Source organism: Pseudomonas delhiensis (genome assembly GCF_900187975.1).
Taxonomy (GTDB): domain Bacteria; phylum Pseudomonadota; class Gammaproteobacteria; order Pseudomonadales; family Pseudomonadaceae; genus Pseudomonas; species Pseudomonas delhiensis.
The window spans coordinates 45,768-67,178 of sequence record NZ_FZPC01000004.1 but is presented as its reverse complement, the minus strand read 5'-3'; the positions used below and the strand labels follow the sequence as shown (position 1 = coordinate 67,178).

The following is a 21,411-nucleotide window of genomic DNA, read 5'->3' as shown; positions in this document are numbered from 1 at the left end:
CCGCGGCCCGGCGTGTCGGCGCTGGCGGCTCAGCGCGCCTGCAGGCCGCTGGCGGGTACGGCGCCGGCCCGGCCCTGCGGGACGCTGTACCAGAACGGCACCAGCAGCAGGCAGGCCGCCAGGGCGGTGCCGGTGAAGAGGACGAACACCGAGAGGGTGTCGAAGTAGCCGGGCAGCAGGCCGCCGAGGATCGCCCCCACCGAGCCGCAGCCATTGACGAAGCCGGTGGCGGTGCCGGCGGCCCGGCGGGTGCCGAAGTCGATGGCGGCGGCGCCGCTGATCATCGAGTCGGGGCCGTAGAGGGTCACGCCCATCAGGAACAGCAGCCCCACCACCAGGTACAGGTTGCCGCTCAGCAGCACCGGCACGAACAGCGCCAGGCACACCGCCAGCGCCAGCAGGCTGAGCACGCAGGCGGGCATGCGCCGGGCGCCGAACAGCCGGTCCGAGGCCAGGCCGATGAGGATGGGCCCGAGCAGGCCGGCCACCTCGAAGGCGGTGGGGACGATGGCCGCGGCGACCTTGCCGATCTCCGGCATGCGCTCGTAGATGATCACCGGGCCCCAGAACAGGATGGCGTAGCGGGCCGGCTTGAGCAGGAAGTAGGCCAGCCCCAGGACCAGCACGGTGCGGTTGCGCAGCACCTGGCGCAGCGCGTCCCACAGGCCGCCGTCGGCTTGCGCCGGCGGTTCGTGCCGGTCTTCCAGCGGCGGCAGGCCGACGTCTTCCGGGCGGTTGCGCTGCAGCAGCAGGAACAGGCCGCCCACCACCAGCACCACGCCGGCGGCGGAAAGGAAGGCCATCTGCCAGTCGTCGGTGAGCCGGTAGGCGCACCAGCCGACGAAGGGCGTGGCCACCAGGCCGCCGAAGGCGTAGCAGGTGCTCCAGTAGCCCATGGCGCGGCCGCGCTCGCCGGTGGAGAAGAAGCAGCCCATGTTCTTGCACAGCCCCGACCAGCCGGTGGACTGCGCCAGGCCCTGGACGACCATGCAGGTGGCGAAGATCGGCAGGGTGGCGAAGGTGCCCATGGCCAGCGCCGCCAGGGCCGAGACGAACAGCCCTACGCCCACCACCACCCGCGGGCCGTAGCGGTCGGCGAAACTGCCCCAGACGAACTGGCCCACGGCGTAGGCGGCGAGGTAGAGGGCGTCCAGGTCGGCCATCGCCGCCTTGTCGAGGACGAAGCCCGGGTCTTCGCCGATGCCCAGCTTGGCCACGGAGAAGGCCTTGCGGGTGAAGTAGAAAGCCGCGTAGGCCAGCCAGGTGATGGCGAAGATCTGGATGCGCCAGCGCTGCTGGGCGGTCCAGCCGCCGGTTCGAGTCTGCATGGGTGGTGCTCCCCCTTGGTGTTCTTTTCTTGTGGTGGGTGCGGCCGGTGCACGGCAAGGCCTCGTCCAACGGCACGAAGGGGCGAGCTTAGGTGTGGCGCGGCGCGCAGAACTTGACCGCTGGCTCACGCTGCGAAGCCCGGGGGTCAAGTCCCACAGTGCTCGGCGCAATTACGGAAACCGGCTACGGCGGGGGCGGTGCGGCGCTGTCGGAAAACCGCCTGTGCCCAGCCAGGAGGCAGGTGTAGGCGGGTGATGGCTGTGGGCGGGGACTCGGTCGCGGCGCTCAGGTGCCCAGGTAGCGCTCCGGCCAGCGCAGTTCCCAGGCCTCCAGCTCGGCGTCGCTGGGTGGGCAACAGCCGGCGCGCAGGGGCGCCACTGCCGCCGGCGGGCTGGGCAGGCCGCAGTGGATGGCCGGGTTGGCGCTGGCGTAGCGGTGCGCGGCCTCGGCGCAGGCGCAGGCTTCGTCTTCACTGGTGCATACGATGAAGAACGTCCCCAGGAAGACCTTCCATGTGGGCGGATCACCATCGGTCTGTTCGATCCGGATGTCCATGGGCCCAAGCATAGCCACACATTTATTACGGGAAGGCGCAGGTCGTCGCCTGGGGGGTGGGCCGTTGGTCGGGGCGCGAAGGGATCGGTTGTGTCGGGGCGGCGATGCCAGGCTCGGAACCGAGCGGGCCGGCGGCCAAGGTCAGGCGGCGGATAACGCCTGGGGCGTTATGCGCCCTACGCAACGGCCGACCTTGGCGTAGGGCGAATAACCGTTCGCGGTTATCCGCCGCCTCACCTTCCTCGTCGACCCTGCCTCGGTCGAGCCAGGGGGAATGCGTGACCAGCGCCAAGCCCGGAACCGAGCGGGCCGGCAACCAAGGTCAGGCGGCGGATAACGCCTGGGGCGTTATGCGCCCTACGCAGCGGCTGACCTTGGCGTAGGGCGAATAACCGTTCGCGGTTATCCGCCGCCTCACCTTCCTCGTCGACCCTGCCTCGATCGAACCGGGAGAATGCGTGACCAGCGCCAAGCCCGGCACCGAGCAGGCCGGCAACCAAGGTCAGGCGGCGGATAACGCCTGGGGCGTTATGCGCCCTACGCAATGGCCGACCTTGGCGTAGGGCGCATAACCGTTCGCGGTTATCCGCCGCCTCACCTTCCTCGTCGACCCTGCCTCGATCGAGCCAGGGGGAATGCGTGACCAGCGCCAAGCCCGGCACCGAGCAGGCCGGCAACCAAGGTCAGGCGGCGGATAACGTGGAACGTTATTCGCCCTACGTCGGGCCCGGCCCCTGGAGCGGACCTCATCCGCGAATCGCGCCGATATCTCCGGCTATCGCGGACAAGGTCCTACGCGTCATCCCGAGCGCCACGGCTGCGGCGGCTCAGGCGTCGATCACCGGCCGCGGCTTGTCCTGGTACTTGAAGGTGCCGCTGGCGGTGGCCACGGCATCGCCCGCGGCATTGCGGATCTCGGCCTCGCAGAAGGCGATGGAGCGGGTGCGGTGGCGGACGTGGCCGAAGGCTTCGAGCACCTCGCCGACGTCGCCGCCGGGGCGCAGGAAGCTGGTCTTCATCTCGATGGTCACGCAGCCGCGCCCGGCTTCGTCGGCATGGCTGCAGGCCAGCGCCATGGCCACGTCGAGCAGGCTCATGAGCACGCCGCCGTGGGCGTTGTTCCAGCCGTTGAGGTGCTCGCGCTCCACCCGCAGCACCAGGTGGCCGTCGCGCCCGCCCTCCCCGGCCGGCAGGTAGCGGAACTTCAGGTGGTCGAGCAGCGGGATGGCGATGCCACGGTACTGGGTGTAGGACTGCAGTTGCGAAGGGTCGAAGCTCATGGGCGATCCTGTTGACACGATATGCCGCCATTTCAACGCATCGGCCGGCCCCGGCGTATCACTCCTTCGGATGAATCTTCAGCGCCGCTTGCGGCTGCGCTCGCCGTCGCGCTGCAGCTCCACCGCCTGGACGAACAGTTCGCCCACCATCAGCGTCTGGATGGGCTCGTCGGACAGCAGCGACAGGCTCATGGACTCGATGGCCTGGTTGTATTCCAGGCGCGCGATGCCGCACAGCAGGATGCGCTGGTTGAAGCCGGGGCGGCCGCGGTCGATCAGTTGCTCGCGGACGGTCTCGCCGTCCTGGTAGCTGACCTTGAGGGTCACCTGCAACTCGTCGGCGAGCGCCAGGTGCAGCCAGACCGCGACGTTGAAGTCGGCGCGCCAGCCGCGCCCGACCTTCTTCGGCACGGCCTGCTGGATCAGGTGGCGGGGAACGTGGCCGATGAACTTGCTGTGGGATTGCATGGAAGACATGTGCGCAAACGTGGGCTTACTGCGGAAGACCGCAGTCTAGGCAACGGAGTTCAGCAATGCACCCGGCATCGGGTAGCGTCCTGCATCGGCTTCGATACATGGCCGGCGCGGGGGCCTGGCGGCCGGCAGGAGGGCCGGCCGGGGCGGGGTCAACCGAGGAGATCGAGGCTGGGCTGGGTTCGTTCAACGCCGTACATCTGCTTCAGGGCCACCGGGGTGGCAGTGGGTGCGACCGGCGGGCTGCCGGCGTCGGCCTGCTGCGTGATCTTTTCCCTGATGCGCTGGGCTATCTCGTTCTCGATGCGCTCGCGGTCCTCGGCGGGCATGGCATCGAGCTGCTCCTGGGTGATGTCCATGTCCTGCATGACGCTGTGCCGCAGCTTTTCGCCGGGGCTGAGCTTCATGTAGGCGAGGAATTCGTCCAGGGCGCTGCCGCCGTTCTGCGCGGCGGCGCCGGAGGATGCTACCGCGCCGGAAGGCGTATCGCTCGTACCGCTCGTCGTGGCGTCTGCGCTGCTGGCGCTGGCCAGGTAGCTGGCGAATTCGCTGGCGCCGGCGACCACGCCGCGCACCAGTTTGGTCGCCAGGCTCAGGGTGCTGAAACCGTCGATGATGTTCATGGGCAGGTCTCCCGTGCCGAAGGGGGAAGCCTGTATCGGGCAAGAAACACGCCAGGATGTCGGCCGGCGGGCGCGATGGTGTGGCAGGGCCTGTAGGAGCGAGCTTGCTCGCGAACAGCTTTTCCCGGCTGCGACGCTGCCGTGCGGTTCGCGAGCAAGCTCGCTCCTACGAAGAGCGCGCCGTCGGCAAGCGCCTGCCGGGGGTGGCAAGGGGTTGCCGGAATCCATAACGAAAAACGCCCGCCACGGCGTGCACCGTGGCGGGCGTCGGCGGTGCGCGAAGGCTCAGCCGAAGCGGCCGGTGATGTAGTCCTCGGTCTGCTCCTTGGCCGGCTTGGTGAACAGGGTGTCGGTGTCGCCGAACTCGATCAGGTCGCCCAGGAACATGAAGGCGGTGTAGTCCGAGCAGCGCGCCGCCTGCTGCATGTTGTGGGTGACGATGACCACGGTGAACTCCTGCTTGAGCTCGGTGATCAGCTGCTCGATGCGCCCGGTGGAGATCGGGTCCAGCGCCGAGGTCGGTTCGTCGAGCAGCAGCACCTGGGGCTTGAGGGCGATGGTGCGGGCGATGCACAAGCGCTGCTGCTGGCCGCCGGAGAGGCCCTGGGCGCTGGCGTTGAGCTTGTCCTTCACCTCGTCCCACAGGGCGGCGCCGCGCAGGGCCTGCTCGACGCGGTCGTCCATCTCGCGACGGTTGACCTTCTCGTGGTGGCGCACCGCGTAGGCGATGTTCTCGTAGATGGTCATCGGGAACGGCACCGGCTTCTGGAACACCATGCCCACCTGGCTGCGCAGGCGGTTCATGGAGTAGCCGGGGGCGAGGATGTTCTCGCCGTTGAGCAGCACCTCGCCGCGGGCTTCCTGCTTGGGGTACAGGGAGTAGATGCGGTTGAAGATGCGCAGCAGGGTCGACTTGCCGCAGCCGGACGGGCCGATGATGGCGGTGATGCACTTCTCCGGGATGTCCATGTTGATGGACTTGAGCGAACGGTGCTCGCCGTAGAAGAACTCCAGGTCGCGAACGCGGATCTTGGTGCGTTCGGCGGCGATGGCGGTGGTCATGGCAGTCATCAGGATGCCCTATTGCGCAGAAGGATGAGACGGGAGGTGAGGCTGAGCAGCAGTACGAACAGGGTCAGCACCAGGGCGCCGGCCCAGGCCAGGGCGTTCCAGTCGCTGAAGGGGCTCATGGCGTACTGGAAGACCACGACGGGCACGCTGGCCATGGGCTTGAGCAGGTCGCTGCTCCAGAACTGGTTGCCGAAGGCGGTGAACAGCAGCGGCGCGGTTTCGCCGGTGATGCGCGCCAGGGCCAGGAGGATGCCGGTGATCACCCCGGCGCGGGCGGCGCGCAGGACGATCTGCAACGTCAGCTTCCACTGCGGCACCCCCAGGGCCAGCGCGGCCTCGCGCATGGTGGTCGGCTGCAGCTGGAGCATCTCGTCGGTGGTCCGCACCACCACCGGGATCACCAGCAGGGCCAGGGCCAGGGCGCCGGCGATGGCGGAGAAGCCCACGCGGTGGTCGGAAAGGTAGTTCAGCGGCAGGATCACGCTGGTGTAGACGAACAGGCCCAGGACGATGGACGGCGCCGACAGCAGGATGTCGTTGATGAAGCGCACCACGGTGCCCATGCGGGTGTGGCGGGCGTACTCGGCCAGCCAGATGCCCGCCATCAGGCCGATGGGGGTGCCGATCAGCAGCGCCAGCGCGCTCATCAGCACGCTGCCGTAGAAGGCGTTGGCCAGGCCGCCCTCGGCCCCCGGCGGCGGCGTCATCTTGGTGAACAGGTCGAGGTTCAGCGCCTCGATGCCGTGGCTGATGGTGGTCAGCAGGATCCACGCCAGCCACATCAGGCCGAACAGGGTGGCGCCGCAGCTGAGCAGCATGGCGGCGCGGTTCTTCAGGTCGCGGGTGCGGTACAGGCTTTCGTTGCCGGCCATGTCACTTGCCCTCCTTCTGGGACAGGCGCAGCAGCATCAGGCGTGCGGCGGCGAGGACGATGAAGGTGACCACGAAGAGCAGGAAGCCCAGGGCGATCAGCGAGGAGCGGTGCAGGTCGGTGTAGGCCTCGTTGAACTCGTTGGCGATCACCGAGGCGATGGAGCTGCTGGGCATCAGCAGCGAGGCGGAGAAGTGCTGCGAGTTGCCCAGCACGAAGGTCACCGCCATGGTCTCGCCCAGGGCGCGGCCGAGGCCGAGGAAGATGCCGCCGACCACCGCCGAGCGGGTGTAGGGCAGGACGATGTCCCAGACCACTTCCCAGGTGGTGTTGCCCAGGGCGTAGGCCGACTCCTTCAGGGTGGTCGGCACGCTGTGGAACACTTCGTTCATCACCGAGGTGATGAAGGGGATGATCATGATCGCCAGGACGATGCCGGCGCTGAGCATGCCGATGCCCAGCGGCGGGCCCTGGAACAGGCCGCCCACCAGCGGCAGCGCGCCCAGGTAGTCGTTCAGCCAGGGGGCGATGTGCTGGGCCATGAACGGGCCGAAGACGAACAGGCCCCACATGCCGTAGATGATCGAGGGGATGCCGGCCAGCAGCTCGACGGCCGCGGCCACCGGCATGCGCAGCCACGGCGGCGCCAGCTCGGTGAGGAAGATGGCGATGCCGAAGCTGACCGGTACGGCGATCAGCAGCGCCAGGAAGGAGGTGACCAGGGTCCCGTAGATCGGCACCAGGGCGCCGAACTTGTTGTTCACCGCATCCCATTCGGTGCTGGTGAGGAAGTCCAGGCCGAAGTGCGAGAAGGCCAGGCTGCCGCCCCACAGGGTGGAGCCGGCGACGCCGGCGAGCAGCAACAGCACCAGGAGCGCGGAGCCGAACATGGCGTTGCGGAACCAGCGGTCGTGGCGCTGGTCGCGCTGGGCGCGGTCTTCGGCTTCGGCGGCCTTCAGGTTGGGCATGGCGATGGACGGGGAGGATTCGGTAGACATCGGTTCATCCAAGCAAGCGAACCGCCGCACGGGGGTTCCGGGCGGCGGTCCTGGTCATTCACCCGATCAGCGGGCGAAGTCCGACTTCCAGTAGCCTTCGATGCGCTTGACCAGGGATTCGGGCAGCGCCACGTAGTCCAGGGCGGCAGCCTGCTGCTGGCCGTTCTCCAGGGACCACTTGAAGAAGTGGAAGGCGGCCTGGGCCTGTTCCGCGTTCTTCGGTTGCTTGTACATGATGATCCAGGTGGTGGCGGTGATCGGCCACGCGCTGTCGCCCGGGGCGTTGGTCATCAGCAGGTTGAAGTCCTTGGCGTTGGCCCAGTCGGCGGTGTCGGCGGCGGCCTGGAAGCTCTTGGTGTTGGGCTGCACGAACTTGCCGGCGGCGTTCTTCAGCGAGGCGTAGGCCATCTTGTTCTGCAGGGCGTAGGCGTACTCGACGTAGCCGATGGAGTTCTTGATCTGCTTGACGTAGGCGGAGACGCCTTCGTTGCCCTTGCCGCCCATGCCCACCGGCCAGGGCACGGTGGTGCCGAAGCCGATCTTGTCCTTCCACTCGCCGCTGACCTTGGACAGGTAGTTGGTGAAGTTGTAGGAGGTGCCCGAGCCGTCGGAGCGGCGCACCACGGTGATCTTGCTGGCCGGCAGCTTCAGGTCGGGGTTCAGGGCGACGATGGCCGGGTCGTTCCAGTCGGTGATGGTGCCGAGGAAGATCCTGGCCAGGACTTCACCGTCCAGGTGCAGCTTGCCCGGCTCGACGCCGTCCAGGTTGACCACCGGCACGATGCCGCCGATCACGCTGGGGAACTGGCCCAGGCCGGCGGCCTTGAGGTCGTCGGCCGACAGCGGGGCGTCGGAGGCGCCGAAGTCGACGGTGGCGGCCTTGATCTGGGCGATGCCGCCGCCGGAGCCGATGGACTGGTAGTTGATGCGATTGCTGGAGGACTTGCTGTATTCCTGGGACCACTTCGACAGCACCGGGTAAACGAAGCTGGAGCCGGCGCCGGTGACATCAGTGGCATGGGCCAGGCCGGTCAGGGCCATGGAAGCCAGCAGGACGGACAAGCGGGTTTTGCTGAGCAGCATCACGTCAATACCTCAATATGGGAGGAAGTCCGGGAAGTCCCCGGTTGGTTAGAAGACGTGATGATTTAATGCCGCCAATGTGTACGCTTTATGACAGCGAGATTAATAATCTGCGTACTGGCAACTTAATGGCAGCGCGGCTGTCCCGGCGCCCCTCCGCAACTCGGCGCGCCAGGGCCGCCAGGGGCTAACGCGCCCGGCCGCGCGGCAAGCGCCGGCCGGGTGCGTGGCGCGCCGGTCAGGCCGGCGCCGCGGCCAGGCGCGGGCGACGGTCGCCCACGCGGTTCTTGCGGACTTCGCGGCGTTCGCGGAAGTCCAGCTCCTCCATGGCCTCCATGCGTTCCTGCAGGTCCTCGATCTCCTGGGGGGTCAACAGCTTGCGCGTCCTGTACATGGACACCTCCGCATGCAAGTTCCTCACGGCATTAGAGTGGCACGCGGCGGCAAAGATTCCACTCAGCGCAGTTCCTGCACCAGGCCCGACAGGGTCGAGAGCACGGCGCCGGCCAGGCGCTTGGCGCGCGCGCCGCTCCAGCCGGTGCGGGCGTCGGGGGCCAGGTCGTGGTCCTTGAAGGGCATCTCCAGGGTCAGCGCCAGGCACTGGTAGGTCTCGCCGACGTGGTTGCAGGCCAGGGTCATGTTGGCCTTGCCCGGCGCGCTGCGCGGGTAGCCGTGGACGCTCTGGAATTCGCCGCGTTCCTCCAGGCGCTTGCGGAACTCCGCTTCCAGCCGCGCCTGGCGCTCGCTGTAGCCGGGGTTGCCCTCGCAGCCGGCGGCGAACACATAGGGGATTTCCTCGTCGCCATGGATGTCGAGGAACAGGTCGACGCCCTGCTGGCGCATGTGCGCCTGGACGAACAGTACTTCCGGGCTGGTCTCGGCGCTGGGCGAGCCCCAGGCGCGGTTGAGGTCGGTGCCGGCGGCGTTGGTGCGCAGGTGGCCGCGGAAGGCGCCGTCGGGGTTCATGTTCGGCACCAGGTACAGCTCGGCGTGCCGCAGCAGGTGGTCGAGCTCCGCATCCTGCTGCTGCAGGCGCTCGACCAGGCCTTCCATGAACCACTCGGCCATGTGCTCGCCGGGGTGCTGCTGGGCGATCAGCCAAAGCTTGCGCGTGGCCTGCGGGTTGCGGCGGATGCGCAGCAGCGGGATGTCGCGGCCCTCGATGCTGCGCCCGGTGGCCACCAGCTCGGCGCCGGCCTGCTCGATGGCCTGGCGCACCAGGGTGGCGTGGCGCTCGCGGCTGTAGGGCTCGAAGTAGGCGAACCAGGCCTGCGGCTGCTCGGCGTCGAGGGCGAAGTGCAGGGTCTGGCCGTCGTAGCGGGTGTCCACGCGGAACCAGTCGCGCTGGTCGTAGGAGGCCACGGCGCGGTAGCCCGGCCAGCCGCCGGGGTAGCTGGACTGCCCGGCGTTGGTCAGGCTGAAGCCGTAGCGCCGGCCGGGGGTCAGGCCGCCGGCACGGAAGTGGAACCACTGGAAGTGCGGGCTCTTCAGGTCCGGGCGCAGGGCCAGGCGCACGTCCTGGGGGTCGCTGGCATCCAGCACCTGGATGTTGCCGCTGTCGAAGTCGCAGCCAATCTCCATGAATCCTCCTCGGGCAAAAGCGGATGCAAAACCGCTATCTTGCGGCGCCCTACCCCGGCTGTCACGAACCGGCCCCGGAAAAACCGGGCCGGGGACACACAGCCCCTGCGACGCAACGGCGCACCCCACAAGCTCGATGAAAGCCGCGTGGCAGAGCCATTTACCGGCGGTTTCCCGGAAGATTGCCAGCAATTTTCCCGTTTCCAATGCGACAACCTTGTGCACAAAAGCGACAGGCGTTGTGACTTTTTGCACGGCTCGCGGTGTCAATGGGCTGTACAGATCGGACGGATCAGTGAAGCGCCGTCCCCTTGACAGAGCAATGGATGACCTGCGCAGAGAGTGTAACCACCATGAACGCGACCCTTCGTTTCAACGAGGCTCTGCTGATCACCGGACGAGCCTTCAAGCCCTTCCACTGCGTCACCTGGATCGACCAGTCCGGCGGCGACGGCAGCCTGGACCTGTCCGTGCTCGACCGCACCGGCACCCGTCTGCTGGGCCTGACGCGCATCCCCTGCACCGAATACTCCGATCCGGCCCGCCTGGCCGACCTGCTGACCCAGGCCCGCGAGGAACTGAATCGCGAGGGGTATGACCTGCAGGAATGGCATATGCCCGAGTGAGGGTGTGGCCTCTGACCCGGAGCTGAAAAGCGCCGTTTCTCGCGGGGAGGGAAACGGCGTTTTTTTATTTCCGGTGAGGGGATGAGGCTGTTGTAGGAGCGAGGGGGACGCCTGGTTCTTGCTCGCGAATCTTGCTTCTGTGCTCCGACCTCCCCCTCGTCATTCCCGCGAACGCGGGAACCCAGAGACTTTGGGGTTAGGCTTGGTGTACCGCGCCGCTCCGAGTGCGTTGATGTCTCTTGTTTCGCCCCCTCGGGCGAGTCCCTTTTGTCAAACGGTGGAAGGCCACCCCCGCAAAAAGGAACCAAAAAGGCTTGCCCCGCCATACGGGCCCGATGGAGCCGGGCTACCCTCACGAATTCCCCCGCCACGGAGGCCCGCCCCGACAGCACGTCCCTGTACTGATCGGGGCTCTCGCGACATCCATGTCGCATGACCTCCTGAGCGCCGGTTTCGCTCGGCCTTCTGAAGGGGCGTTCCGGTGCGCTTGGATGTTTCTCTGGAAATCCAAAATCAAGAGCGGCACAGCTCTTCGTAGGAGCGAGCTTGCTCGCGAACCCTGGCTCCCCACGTTCGCGATAGTTCGTAGGGCGCATAACGCTTACGGCGTTATCCGCCATCGTCGTCGGGCATCGGTGTTTGGGCTAACGGCGGATAACCGCGAACGGTTATTCGCCCTACGAGTTTACCGGCTGACTCTGCGTTATCCGACAGCTCGGGACAGCCCCCTCTCCCTTCAGGGAGAGGGTTGGGGAGAGGGAGCGGACTTCGCCCACGCACCTCTGCCACCCCTGACGCCGTCCCCCCTCCCTAACCCTCCCCCGCAAGCGGGAGAGGGGACCGTCCGGCGTGGTGGGAAACCACGAAGCTCCCGGACTCCCCGTAGGGCGCATAACGCCTACGGCGTTATCCGCCGAATCGCGGACAGAGTCCGCTCCTACGGTTCCAGGAAGCACAGCCGGAGCGGACTCCGTCCGCGATTGAACTCCCAGGCCGCGCTGGGCCCTCCGGGAGCCCCGGCAAACGATTGGCAAGATCCGTGGGGTACATGGCATTGCCGCCACACCCCGCCAGGCGCACACTCCCGGCAAACCCCGGGAGCCATCCGCCATGCCCGCCACCCGCCGCATCGCCAGCCTGATCTACCCCGACGTGATGAGCCTGGACGTCACCGGCCCGCTGCAGGTGTTCGCCTCGGCCAATGTCGAGCGCCAGCGCCAGGGCCTGCCGGCGCCTTACCAGCTGCTGGTGCTGGGCGAGGACGAAGGCCCGGTGACCACCTCCGCCGGCCTGCGTATCTGCGCCGACGCCGCCTGGGGCGACACCGACGCCGCCAGCCTCGACACCCTGCTGGTGCCCGGCGGCCTGGGCGTGGAGGCGCAGTGCGCCAACGCCGCGCTGCTGGCCTGGCTGCGCGCCGCCGAGGGCCAGGTGCGGCGCCTGGGCTCGGTGTGCTCCGGCGCCCTGTTGCTGGCCGCCGCCGGGGTGCTCGACGGGCGCACCGCCACCACCCACTGGGCCGACGTCGATACCCTGCGCGCGTGCCACCCCGCGGTCCAGGTGCAGGGCGACCGCCTGCACACCTACGATCCCAGCCGCCGCGACGGCGACGACCACGTGTTCACTTCCGCCGGGGTCACCGCCGGCATCGACCTGGCCCTGGCGCTGGTGGAGGCCGACCTCGGCCGCCCGCTGGCCCTGGCCGTGGCCCGGCGCCTGGTGATGTTCCTCCGGCGCCCCGGCGGCCAGGCGCAGTTCAGCGCCTGGCTGACCCCGGAGCCGGTGCGCGCGCCGCGCCTGGCCGCGCTGCTGGAGTGGATCCCGGCCAACCTCGGCGCCGACCTGTCGCTGGAGGCCCTGGCCGGGCAGGCCTGCATGAGCCCGCGCACCCTCTCGCGGGTGTTCATCGGCGAGCTGGGCGTGGCGCCGGGGCGCTACGTCGAGAAGGTCCGCCTGGAAGCCGCCCGCGCCCTGCTGCAGGACGCCCGGGCGTCGATCGCCACCGTGGCCCGGCTGTGCGGCTTCGGCCACCCGGAGAACCTGCGGCGCACCTTCCACAAGCACCTGGCGGTGAGCCCCCAGGAATACGCCGAACGCTTCGGCCAGCACGCCGACGCCTGATCCCCCAGCCAGAAGGACCTCGCCATGCTCGAACTGCGCCCCACCTGCGAATGCTGCGACCGCGAACTGCCCGGTGACAGCCCGGACGCGCGCATCTGCACCTTCGAATGCACCTTCTGCCGCGACTGCGCCGAAGGCGTGCTCGGCGGCCAGTGCCCGAACTGCGGCGGCGAGCTGCTGCAACGGCCACGGCGCCCGGCTGCTGCGCTGCTGCGCCACCCGGCCTCGACGCAGCGGGTGCTCAAGCCCGGCGGCTGCCAGGGTTGAGGGCGCGGACATGCTGCTACTGCGCAACGGCGCGCTGCGCCTGCTGTTCCTCGGCCAGGCGCTGTACTGGTCCTGCTCGCTGATCGGCATCACCCTGACCTCGCTGATCGGAGCGCAACTGGCGCCGCTCAACAGCCTGGCCACCCTGCCCCTGGCCCTGCTGGTGCTGGGCAACCTGCTGGCGGTGCAGCCGCTGTCGCTGTTCATGCAGCGCCACGGCCGCCGCCCCGGGCTGATGCTGGGCGCCGCCGGCGGCGTGCTCGGCGGGCTGGCCTGCGCCCTGGGCGTGCAGCTCGGCTCGTTCGCCCTGCTGTGCCTGGGCGCCTTGCCCATCGGCGCCTACCAGGCCTCGGCCATGTACTATCGCTTCGCTGCGCTGGAGGCGGTGGGCGAGGCCGAGAAGGGCCGCGCCAGCGCCTACGTGATCGGCGGCGGCGTGCTGGCCGCGCTGCTGGCGCCCAGCCTGGCGCTGTGGGCCCGGCAGGCGCTGCCCACGCCCTTCGTCGGCGCCTACCTGGCCATCGCCGCGCTGGCGCTCGCCGGCCTGCTGCTGATGGCGCGGCTGCGCGAAGGCGCCGCGCCGCGCCCGCCCCATGGCGGCCTGGCGGCGATGCGCGCGCTGCTCGGCCGGCCGCTGGTGCGCGCGGCCATGGCCTGCACCGCCGCCGGCCACGGGCTGATGATCCTGATCATGAACGCCACGCCGCTGGCCATGCAGTTCTGCGGGCTGTCGCTGGAAAGCTCGGCGAGCGTGATCCAGTGGCACATCCTCGGCATGTTCCTCCCGGCCTTCGTCGCCGGCCCGCTGGTGGACCGCCTGGGCAGCCGCCGCGTGGCCCTGCTCGGCATCGCCCTGCTGGCGGCCAGCGCCGGCGTGGCGCTGGCCGGGCTGGACCATGGCCACTTCCTGGCCAGCTCGCTGCTGCTGGGCATGGGCTGGAACCTGATGCTGGTGGCCGGCACCACCCTGCTCGGCGAGGGCCATGGCGCGGAGGAACGCGGCCAGGCGCAGGGGCTGATGGAACAGGGCAACAGCCTGATGGCGGCGCTGATGTCGTTCAGCTCCGGCGCGCTCATCACCAGCCTGGGCTGGAGCGCGGTGAACCTGCTGGTGTGGCCGGTGCTGGCACTCGCCCTGGCGCTGCTGTGGCCGGCGCGCAAACGGCAGCCGGCGAGCGCCTGAGCCACAGTATTCCTCCCCCCGTAGGAGCGGACCTTGTCCGCGATAGCCGGCCATCCCGGCGCGATTCGCGGATGAGATCCGCTCCTACGCTGCCCCACCCGCGCCATTCCATGTAGGAGCGCGCCCTGCGCGCGAATCGCGGGCAGGGCCCGCTCCTACAGGTGGGGCATGGCGTAGGAGGACTCCGTCCGCGATTGGATTCACCGGCCACGCCGGACGCCCCGGTGGCACGAATGGCGGCGGATAACCGCGAACGGTTATTCGCCCTACGCCACCCACACCATCCCCGTAGGGCGCATAACGCCTAGGGCGTTATCCGCCAAATCGCGGACAAAGTCCGCTCCTACAGGTCCAGGGAAGCACGGACGAATGAAAAAGGCGGCCCGCAGGCCGCCTTTTCCGCAGACCCCCCCACCACTCAGTAGTAGGCGTTTTCCTTGTTGCTGTGGTCGGTGACGTCGCGCACGCCCTTCAGTTCCGGGATGCGTTCGATCAGGGTCTTCTCGACGCCGTCCTTGAGGGTCATGTCGACCATGCCGCAGCCCTGGCAGCCGCCGCCGAAGCGCAGCACGGCGATGTTGTCCTCGACCACCTCGACCAGGCTGACCTGGCCGCCGTGGCTGGCCAGGCCGGGGTTGATCTCGGTCTGCAGGTAGTAGTTGATGCGTTCGTTGATCGGGCTGTCCTCGTTGACCATCGGCACCTTGGCGTTCGGCGCCTTGATGGTCAGTTGGCCGCCCATGCGGTCGGTGGCGTAGTCGACGACGGCGTCTTCCAGGAAGGGCTCGCTGATGCCGTCGATCCAGGCGGTGAAGTCCTTCAGGCCGACCGGGGTGTCTTCCGGCTTCTGCTCCCCCGGCTTGCAGTAGGCGATGCAGGTTTCCGCATACTGGGTGCCCGGCTGGGTGATGAAGACGCGAATGCCGATGCCCGGGGTGTCCTGCTTGGCCAGCAGTTCGGCCAGGTAACCCTGGGCAGCTTCGGTAATGGTGATGGCGCTCATGGCAACTCCTCGCAAACGTGGGGGCAGTTTACGCCATTCGCCCCGCCCGGATAAAGCCCTACCAAATTAGTAGGAATAGTTCGCAAGTAGCGGCTTCAGGCGGCAGGCTCCAGGCCGCAGGCTTCAAGCCGCTCTTGCCTGCCGCCTGTAGCCTGCAGCCTGCCGCCGCCTCAAAGGTTTTCGTAGCGATTCATGTCCAGAACCCCCGCCTCCACCGGCTCGGTCTCGCGCAGGTAGGCGTCGAGGTCGTGGAAGTAGAACCAGAATTGCGGGTGGCTGCGGCGGATGCCCCAGCGCTCCACCACCTTGTCGAAGTCTTCCTGGCTCTGCACCCGCTCCAGGGCCGTGACGAAGTCGCCGGCCTCCTCCGCCTTGAGGTCGAACATGAAGTTCGGGTAGCTGGAGAGCACGCCCGGGTAGAGGGTCAGGGTGTCCAGCCCCGGCTGGTAGCGCAGCGACTCGCCGAGCATGAAGGCGACGTTGCTGTGCGCGCGGTTGCGCAGCGCCGTGTAGATCTCGCGTTTTCCGCCGGGCAATTCGACGCGCAGGATGGTCGCCTCGGGGAACTGCTCGATCACCTTGAGCCCCGCCGCCGGGCGGCTGACCAGGCGGCTGAAGGCCTGTTCGGCATCCTGCAGCGCTCGCGGGGCCTTCGGCCGGTAGCAGCCGCCATCCTGGCACAGGTTGATCGGGTCGGGCCGCGCGTCGAGGCTGGCGTAGCGGCTCAGCAACTGGACGGCGAAGGCGTTCCTGGCGCCCTTCTCCGGCAGGTCCAGGCCGGTGGGTGCGTCGTTGTCGAGGTTCTGGTAGTCCAGCCACATCTTCAGCCTGCCGCTGTTCTGGTACCAGTCGTCGAGCAGGTGCTCGCGCGCGGCCACCGGCATCAGGCGCAGGAAGTTCTGCTCGGCGCCGTTGCGGATCAGGTCGAAGTACAGCCGCGTCTGCGCCTGGTGCGAGACGTTGCCGTAGACGTCGAAGTTGACCACCAGCTGGTAGTAGGTGCGCTCCAGCAGCGGGTAGTCCATCCACCACAGCGTCTGCGGGATGCCGCCGATCAGTCCCTTGCGCACCGAGGCGCTGTCGTACTGGCGGAAGATCGACAGCAGCGCGTTGTCGTTGCCGTGCCAGATGTCCGCCCAGGTCGGCGCCGGGGCGTCCTCGTAGGCGTCCAGGCGCAGCGCCTCGTACTCGTTGCGCTTGTCGCGGTAGCTGGTCCATTGCTGGAGCATCTGGCCCATGTCGTCGATCTGCCCGGGCAGGCCGAGCAGCGGCGTGGCCTTGGCCCGGTAGGCCGGGTCGGTGACGTAGAGGTCGTGGGCCGGGTCCTGGAAGATGGCCCAGAAGTTGTCGCGGATCACGTCGGTGGCGATCTGCCCGCGGCACACCGGGCCGCGGATGAAGGTGCGGACGAAGTACTCGGCGTTGTCCAGCATGAACTGGTAGCGCGAGCGCGGCGGGATGGCGGCGAAGGTCTCGAAGGGGTTGGCGCGGTGCTGCAGGCCGTAGCCGGGCACCTTGTCGGCGGTCCAGGCGTCGGCGAAGAACAGCTCGCGGGTGTGCGCCAGCCTGGCCGGGCTCAGCGGGTAGGTGATGTGGGTCTTGTGCACGATCACGCCCTGGATCGGCCACAGGCGGTAGTAGAAGGCCGCCCCGGGGTCGTCGTTGGGCCGCCGCGTGGCGATGGGGTCGATGGGCTGGCCGCTGGGCGTGCGCGAGCGCACCAGCTGGAAGAAGTGCCCCGGCGCGCCCTGGTCCTCGAAGTACAGGTGGGCGAGGAACAGGTGCTCGTAGAACCAGCGCGAAACCAGGCTCTCGCGGGCGCCGGGCTGGTTCAGGAAGCGCTCCCACTCGCCGATCTGCCGCGCCTCGCCGGCGCCGGGCTGCCAGGCCTGCTCGTCCACCGGCGCGCCCTCGGCCAGCCATTGCTTCAGGGTGGCGTACTGCGCATCGCTCAGGCCGGTGACGGCGAAGGGCATGCCGCTGCGCGGGTTCTTCTGCACGAAGTCGTCGATGCTGTCCGGCGTCGGGCACTGGTTGCCGCGGTTGATCGACAGGTCCAGGCCCTCGGGGATCTTCGCGTTGGGCACCAGCGGGTGGGCGTGGCCCAGGTCGAGCATGCGCTGCATCAGCGCGGCCTGGCCGCCGCGGGCGTCCAGCACCGACCAGAAGTCCTTGCGCCGCCAGGCGTCGGCGCCATGGGCATCGAGGAACAGGCGGGTGGTTTCCTGGGCCCTGGTGCGCGTGCCGTCGTACACCGGCAGCTTGTTGGCGCCGCGCTGGGCGCCCTCGGCGGCGCTCAGGTTGAGCTGGCACGGCGAGTCGTAGCAGGCGTGGCAGGCCACGCACTTCTCGGTGAAGATCGGCTGTATGTCCTTGCTGTAGGAAATGCCGGCCGCCTGGGCAATGGCTGAAAGCAGCATGAACGCAATGGTCAACGCAAAGGATGCGCGCAAGGACATCGGGTACTCCCTACCTCGTGAATAGGCGGATTCTAGCGGCTCCGCGGGCGTTTGCGGCCAACCGATGGCCGGTCCAACATGAGCCGCGCTCATGTAAAAGGCCGGTCAGCTCAAATCCCCTGCAGGTTTGCTATCATCAGCGACCCTTTGTCACGCCCTTTTCCAGGTAGTTCCCATGTCCGACCGTGCCGCCCGCCAGCAAGCCCTGCAGAAAGCCCTGAAGGAGCGCATCCTCATCCTCGATGGCGGCATGGGCACCATGATCCAGAGCTACAAGCTGCAGGAAGAGGACTACCGCGGCACCCGCTTCGCCGACTGGCCGAGCGACGTGAAGGGCAACAACGACCTGCTGCTGCTCACCCGCCCGGACGTCATCCAGGCCATCGAGAAGGCCTACCTGGACGCCGGCGCCGACATCCTCGAGACCAACACCTTCAACGCCACCCAGGTGTCCCAGGCCGACTACGGCATGGAAGCGCTGGTCTACGAACTGAACGTCGAGGGCGCGCGCCTGGCCCGCGAAGTGGCCGACGCCAAGACCGCCGAGACCCCCGACAAGCCGCGCTTCGTCGCCGGCGTGCTGGGCCCGACCAGCCGCACCTGCTCGATCTCCCCGGACGTCAACGACCCGGGCTTCCGCAACGTCACCTTCGACGAGCTGGTGGAGAACTACAGCGAGGCCACCCGCGGCCTGATCGAGGGCGGCGCCGACCTGATCCTGATCGAGACCATCTTCGACACCCTCAACGCCAAGGCGGCGATCTTCGCCGTGCAGGGCGTCTACGAGGAACTCGGCTTCGAACTGCCGATCATGATCTCCGGGACCATCACCGACGCCTCCGGCCGCACACTGTCCGGGCAGACCACCGAGGCCTTCTGGAACTCGGTGCACCACGCCAGGCCGATCTCCGTCGGCCTGAACTGCGCCCTGGGCGCCAAGGAACTGCGCCCGTACCTGGAAGAGCTGGCGACCAAGGCCGACACCCACGTCTCCGCCCACCCCAACGCCGGCCTGCCGAACGCCTTCGGCGAGTACGACGAGACCCCGGCGCAAATGGCCGAGGTGGTCGAGGAGTTCGCCGCATCCGGCTTCCTCAACATCATCGGCGGCTGCTGCGGCACCACCCCGGCGCACATCGAGGCCATCGCCAGGGCCGTGGCCAAGTACCCGCCGCGGGTCATCCCCGAGATTCCCAAGGCCTGCCGCCTGTCGGGCCTGGAGCCCTTCACCATCGACCGCAGTTCGCTGTTCGTGAACGTCGGCGAGCGCACCAACATCACCGGCTCCGCCAAGTTCGCCCGGCTGATCCGCGAGGAGAACTACGCCGAGGCCCTGGAAGTGGCCCAGCAGCAGGTGGAAGCCGGCGCCCAGGTGATCGACATCAACATGGACGAGGGCATGCTGGACTCGAAGGCGGCCATGGTCACCTTCCTCAACCTGATCGCCTCCGAGCCGGACATCTCCCGCGTGCCGATCATGATCGACTCCTCCAAGTGGGAGGTGATCGAGGCCGGCCTGAAGTGCATCCAGGGCAAGGGCATCGTCAACTCCATCTCCATGAAGGAAGGCGTCGAACAGTTCAAGCACCACGCCCGCCTGTGCAAGCGCTACGGCGCCGCGGTGGTGGTGATGGCCTTCGACGAGGCCGGCCAGGCCGACACCCAGGCGCGCAAGGAGGAAATCTGCCAGCGCTCCTACGACATCCTGGTCAACGAAGTGGGCTTCCCGCCGGAAGACATCATCTTCGACCCGAACATCTTCGCCGTGGCCACCGGCATCGAGGAACACAACAACTACGCGGTCGACTTCATCAACGCCTGCGCCTACATCCGCGACAACCTGCCCTACGCGCTCACCTCGGGCGGGGTGTCCAACGTGTCCTTCTCGTTCCGCGGCAACAACCCGGTGCGCGAGGCCATCCACTCGGTATTCCTCTACTACGCCATCAAGAACGGCCTGACCATGGGCATCGTCAACGCCGGCCAGTTGGAGATCTACGACGAGATCCCCAAGGAGCTGCGCGACAAGGTCGAGGACGTGGTGCTCAACCGCAGCCCGGACGCCACCGAGGCCCTGCTGGCCATCGCCGACAACTACAAGGGTGGCGGCGCGGCCAAGGAAGTGGAAGACGAGGAATGGCGCAGCCATAGCGTCGAGAAGCGCCTGGAGCACGCCCTGGTCAAGGGCATCACCACCTACATAGTCGAAGACACCGAGGAATGCCGGCAGAAGTGCGCGCGGCCCATCGAGGTCATCGAAGGCCCGCTGATGAGCGGCATGAACGTGGTCGGCGACCTGTTCGGCGCCGGCAAGATGTTCCTCCCGCAGGTGGTCAAGTCGGCTCGGGTGATGAAGCAGGCGGTGGCCCACCTGATCCCCTTCATCGAGGCGGAAAAGGGCGACAAGCCCGAGGCCAAGGGCAAGATCCTCATGGCCACGGTGAAGGGCGACGTGCACGACATCGGCAAGAACATCGTCGGCGTGGTGCTGGGCTGCAACGGCTACGACATCGTCGACCTGGGCGTGATGGTGCCGGCGGAGAAGATCCTGCAGACCGCCATCGCCGAGAAGTGCGACATCATCGGCCTGTCCGGGCTGATCACCCCGTCGCTGGACGAGATGGTCCACGTCGCCAAGGAAATGCAGCGGCAGAACTTCAGCCTGCCGCTGATGATCGGCGGCGCCACCACCTCCAAGGCGCACACCGCGGTGAAGATCGACCCGCAGTACAGCAACGACGCCGTGGTCTACGTCACCGACGCCTCGCGCGCGGTGGGCGTGGCCACCACCCTGCTGTCCAGGGAGCTGAAGGCCGACTACGTGGCAAAGACCCGCGCCGACTACGCCGAGGTCCGCGAGCGCACCGCCAACCGCAGCGCGCGCACCGAGCGGCTGAGCTACGAGGCGGCCATCGCCGCCAAGCCGCAGTTCGACTGGGCCGGCTACCAGCCGCCGGTGCCCTCCTTCACCGGCGTGAAGGTGCTGGAAGACATCGACCTGGACGTGCTCGCCGAGTACATCGACTGGACGCCCTTCTTCATCTCCTGGGACCTGGCCGGCAAGTACCCGCGCATCCTCACCGACGAAGTGGTCGGCGAGGCCGCCACCAGCCTGTTCAACGACGCCCAGGCGATGCTGCGCAAGCTGATCGACGAAAAACTCATCCGCGCCAAGGCCGTCTTCGGCTTCTGGCCGGCCAACCAGGTCAACCACGACGACCTGGAAGTCTACGCCGACGACGGCCACAAGCTGGCCACCCTGCACCACCTGCGCCAGCAGACCATCAAGCCCGACGGCAAGCCGAACTTCAGCCTGGCCGACTTCGTCGCGCCCAGGGACAGCGGCGTGAAGGACTACGTCGGCGGCTTCATCACCACCGCCGGCATCGGCGCCGAGGAAGTGGCCAAGGCCTACGAGGCCAAGGGCGACGACTACAACGCGATCATGGTCAAGGCCCTGGCCGACCGCCTCGCCGAGGCCTGCGCCGAGTGGCTGCACGAGCGCGTGCGCAAGGAGTACTGGGGCTACCAGCCGGACGAGCACCTGGACAACGAGGCGCTGATCCGCGAGCAGTACGTCGGCATCCGCCCGGCCCCCGGCTACCCGGCCTGCCCGGACCACACCGAGAAAGGCACCCTGTTCCAGCTGCTGGACCCCAAGGGCCTGTCCGGCGTCACCCTCACCGAACACTACGCCATGTTCCCGGCGGCCGCGGTCAGCGGCTGGTACTTCGCCCATCCGCAGGCGCAGTACTTCGCCGTGGGCAAGGTCGACAAGGACCAGATCGACGCCTACAGCGCCCGCAAGGGCCAGGACGTGGCGGTCAGCGAACGCTGGCTGTCGCCGAACCTGGGCTACGACGCCTGATCCGCCTTCCAGGAGCGAA

The 21,411-nt window shown here is 68.1% G+C and carries 18 protein-coding genes; 5 read left to right on the top strand and 13 right to left on the bottom strand.

Annotated elements, in window-relative coordinates:
• Positions 1–29: 29 nt before the first annotated feature.
• From CHC02_RS04655 to CHC02_RS04610, 11 genes are all read right to left on the bottom strand, one after another.
• Positions 30–1,328: an MFS transporter gene (locus CHC02_RS04655; protein ID WP_089390339.1), complete on the bottom strand. Its 1,299-nt coding sequence runs from the start codon at positions 1,326–1,328 to the stop codon at positions 30–32.
• A 286-nt stretch (positions 1,329–1,614) separates the two neighbouring features.
• The gene (locus CHC02_RS04650) at positions 1,615–1,884 is read right to left on the bottom strand and encodes a hypothetical protein (protein WP_089390338.1); all 270 of its coding nucleotides are present in this window, start codon (positions 1,882–1,884) and stop codon (positions 1,615–1,617) included.
• Between the two features lie 827 nt (positions 1,885–2,711).
• Positions 2,712–3,164, bottom strand: coding sequence for a PaaI family thioesterase (locus CHC02_RS04645; RefSeq protein ID WP_089390337.1), 453 nt, complete (start codon positions 3,162–3,164; stop codon positions 2,712–2,714).
• 78 nt (positions 3,165–3,242) lie between these two features.
• Positions 3,243–3,641, bottom strand: coding sequence for a hypothetical protein (locus CHC02_RS04640; RefSeq protein WP_244160902.1), 399 nt, complete (start codon positions 3,639–3,641; stop codon positions 3,243–3,245).
• 149 nt (positions 3,642–3,790) lie between these two features.
• Positions 3,791–4,261, bottom strand: a complete 471-nt coding sequence (locus tag CHC02_RS04635) for a hypothetical protein (RefSeq protein WP_089390336.1) — start codon at positions 4,259–4,261, stop codon at positions 3,791–3,793.
• A gap of 285 nt (positions 4,262–4,546) precedes the next feature.
• A complete protein-coding gene (gene pstB / locus CHC02_RS04630; RefSeq protein WP_370686624.1) occupies positions 4,547–5,332 on the bottom strand; it encodes a phosphate ABC transporter ATP-binding protein PstB in 786 nt (261 codons plus the stop codon).
• Positions 5,332–6,204 (bottom strand): phosphate ABC transporter permease PstA, encoded by an 873-nt coding sequence (gene pstA, locus CHC02_RS04625; RefSeq protein WP_089390335.1) that lies wholly within the window; start codon positions 6,202–6,204, stop codon positions 5,332–5,334. Before pstA ends, pstB begins: the two co-directional genes overlap by 1 nt.
• Position 6,205: 1 nt before the next feature.
• A complete protein-coding gene (gene pstC / locus CHC02_RS04620) occupies positions 6,206–7,171 on the bottom strand; it encodes a phosphate ABC transporter permease subunit PstC (RefSeq protein ID WP_371921196.1) in 966 nt (321 codons plus the stop codon).
• A gap of 96 nt (positions 7,172–7,267) precedes the next feature.
• Positions 7,268–8,284, bottom strand: a complete 1,017-nt coding sequence (gene pstS / locus CHC02_RS04615) for a phosphate ABC transporter substrate-binding protein PstS (protein ID WP_089390333.1) — start codon at positions 8,282–8,284, stop codon at positions 7,268–7,270.
• A 238-nt stretch (positions 8,285–8,522) separates the two neighbouring features.
• Complete coding sequence (locus CHC02_RS30160; protein ID WP_167364783.1) at positions 8,523–8,678, bottom strand: hypothetical protein; 156 nt, start codon at positions 8,676–8,678, stop codon at positions 8,523–8,525.
• A 62-nt stretch (positions 8,679–8,740) separates the two neighbouring features.
• Entirely contained in the window at positions 8,741–9,865 is a 1,125-nt protein-coding gene (locus CHC02_RS04610) for a M14 family metallopeptidase (RefSeq protein WP_089390332.1), read from the bottom strand.
• Between the two features lie 353 nt (positions 9,866–10,218).
• On the opposite strand from CHC02_RS04610, the gene CHC02_RS04605 reads away from it, so the two are divergent.
• From CHC02_RS04605 to CHC02_RS04590, 4 genes are all read left to right on the top strand, one after another.
• Positions 10,219–10,491, top strand: a complete 273-nt coding sequence (locus tag CHC02_RS04605; protein WP_089390331.1) for a hypothetical protein — start codon at positions 10,219–10,221, stop codon at positions 10,489–10,491.
• A 1,110-nt stretch (positions 10,492–11,601) separates the two neighbouring features.
• Positions 11,602–12,612, top strand: a complete 1,011-nt coding sequence (locus tag CHC02_RS04600) for a GlxA family transcriptional regulator (RefSeq protein WP_089390330.1) — start codon at positions 11,602–11,604, stop codon at positions 12,610–12,612.
• Positions 12,613–12,636: 24 nt separating this feature from the next.
• Positions 12,637–12,879 carry a DUF1272 domain-containing protein gene (locus CHC02_RS04595; protein ID WP_089390329.1) on the top strand — a complete coding sequence of 81 codons (243 nt, stop codon included), beginning with the start codon at positions 12,637–12,639 and terminating at the stop codon, positions 12,877–12,879.
• A gap of 13 nt (positions 12,880–12,892) precedes the next feature.
• Positions 12,893–14,062: an MFS transporter gene (locus CHC02_RS04590; protein WP_089390488.1), complete on the top strand. Its 1,170-nt coding sequence runs from the start codon at positions 12,893–12,895 to the stop codon at positions 14,060–14,062.
• 418 nt (positions 14,063–14,480) lie between these two features.
• Here CHC02_RS04590 and nfuA read toward each other — a convergent pair whose 3' ends face one another.
• Positions 14,481–15,065: a Fe-S biogenesis protein NfuA gene (gene nfuA / locus CHC02_RS04585; protein WP_089390328.1), complete on the bottom strand. Its 585-nt coding sequence runs from the start codon at positions 15,063–15,065 to the stop codon at positions 14,481–14,483.
• A 170-nt stretch (positions 15,066–15,235) separates the two neighbouring features.
• The gene (locus CHC02_RS04580) at positions 15,236–17,524 is read right to left on the bottom strand and encodes a fatty acid cis/trans isomerase (RefSeq protein WP_089390327.1); all 2,289 of its coding nucleotides are present in this window, start codon (positions 17,522–17,524) and stop codon (positions 15,236–15,238) included.
• 175 nt (positions 17,525–17,699) lie between these two features.
• Between CHC02_RS04580 and metH the strand changes: the two genes are divergently transcribed.
• Positions 17,700–21,392 carry a methionine synthase gene (gene metH / locus CHC02_RS04575; protein WP_089390326.1) on the top strand — a complete coding sequence of 1,231 codons (3,693 nt, stop codon included), beginning with the start codon at positions 17,700–17,702 and terminating at the stop codon, positions 21,390–21,392.
• Positions 21,393–21,411 lie beyond the last annotated feature (19 nt).

Bases quoted from the DNA above. Each gene is read 5' to 3' on its own strand.
- CHC02_RS04655 (WP_089390339.1), bottom strand. From the start codon at position 1,328: ATGCAGACTCGAACCGGCGGCTGGACCGCCCAGCAGCGCTGGCGCATC.
- CHC02_RS04650 (WP_089390338.1), bottom strand. From the start codon at position 1,884: ATGGACATCCGGATCGAACAGACCGATGGTGATCCGCCCACATGGAAG.
- CHC02_RS04645 (WP_089390337.1), bottom strand. From the start codon at position 3,164: ATGAGCTTCGACCCTTCGCAACTGCAGTCCTACACCCAGTACCGTGGC.
- CHC02_RS04640 (WP_244160902.1), bottom strand. From the start codon at position 3,641: ATGTCTTCCATGCAATCCCACAGCAAGTTCATCGGCCACGTTCCCCGC.
- CHC02_RS04635 (WP_089390336.1), bottom strand. From the start codon at position 4,261: ATGAACATCATCGACGGTTTCAGCACCCTGAGCCTGGCGACCAAACTG.
- pstB (WP_370686624.1), bottom strand. From the start codon at position 5,332: ATGACTGCCATGACCACCGCCATCGCCGCCGAACGCACCAAGATCCGC.
- pstA (WP_089390335.1), bottom strand. From the start codon at position 6,204: ATGGCCGGCAACGAAAGCCTGTACCGCACCCGCGACCTGAAGAACCGC.
- pstC (WP_371921196.1), bottom strand. From the start codon at position 7,171: ATGCCCAACCTGAAGGCCGCCGAAGCCGAAGACCGCGCCCAGCGCGAC.
- pstS (WP_089390333.1), bottom strand. From the start codon at position 8,284: ATGCTGCTCAGCAAAACCCGCTTGTCCGTCCTGCTGGCTTCCATGGCC.
- CHC02_RS30160 (WP_167364783.1), bottom strand. From the start codon at position 8,678: ATGTACAGGACGCGCAAGCTGTTGACCCCCCAGGAGATCGAGGACCTG.
- CHC02_RS04610 (WP_089390332.1), bottom strand. From the start codon at position 9,865: ATGGAGATTGGCTGCGACTTCGACAGCGGCAACATCCAGGTGCTGGAT.
- CHC02_RS04605 (WP_089390331.1), top strand. From the start codon at position 10,219: ATGAACGCGACCCTTCGTTTCAACGAGGCTCTGCTGATCACCGGACGA.
- CHC02_RS04600 (WP_089390330.1), top strand. From the start codon at position 11,602: ATGCCCGCCACCCGCCGCATCGCCAGCCTGATCTACCCCGACGTGATG.
- CHC02_RS04595 (WP_089390329.1), top strand. From the start codon at position 12,637: ATGCTCGAACTGCGCCCCACCTGCGAATGCTGCGACCGCGAACTGCCC.
- nfuA (WP_089390328.1), bottom strand. From the start codon at position 15,065: ATGAGCGCCATCACCATTACCGAAGCTGCCCAGGGTTACCTGGCCGAA.
- CHC02_RS04580 (WP_089390327.1), bottom strand. From the start codon at position 17,524: ATGTCCTTGCGCGCATCCTTTGCGTTGACCATTGCGTTCATGCTGCTT.
- metH (WP_089390326.1), top strand. From the start codon at position 17,700: ATGTCCGACCGTGCCGCCCGCCAGCAAGCCCTGCAGAAAGCCCTGAAG.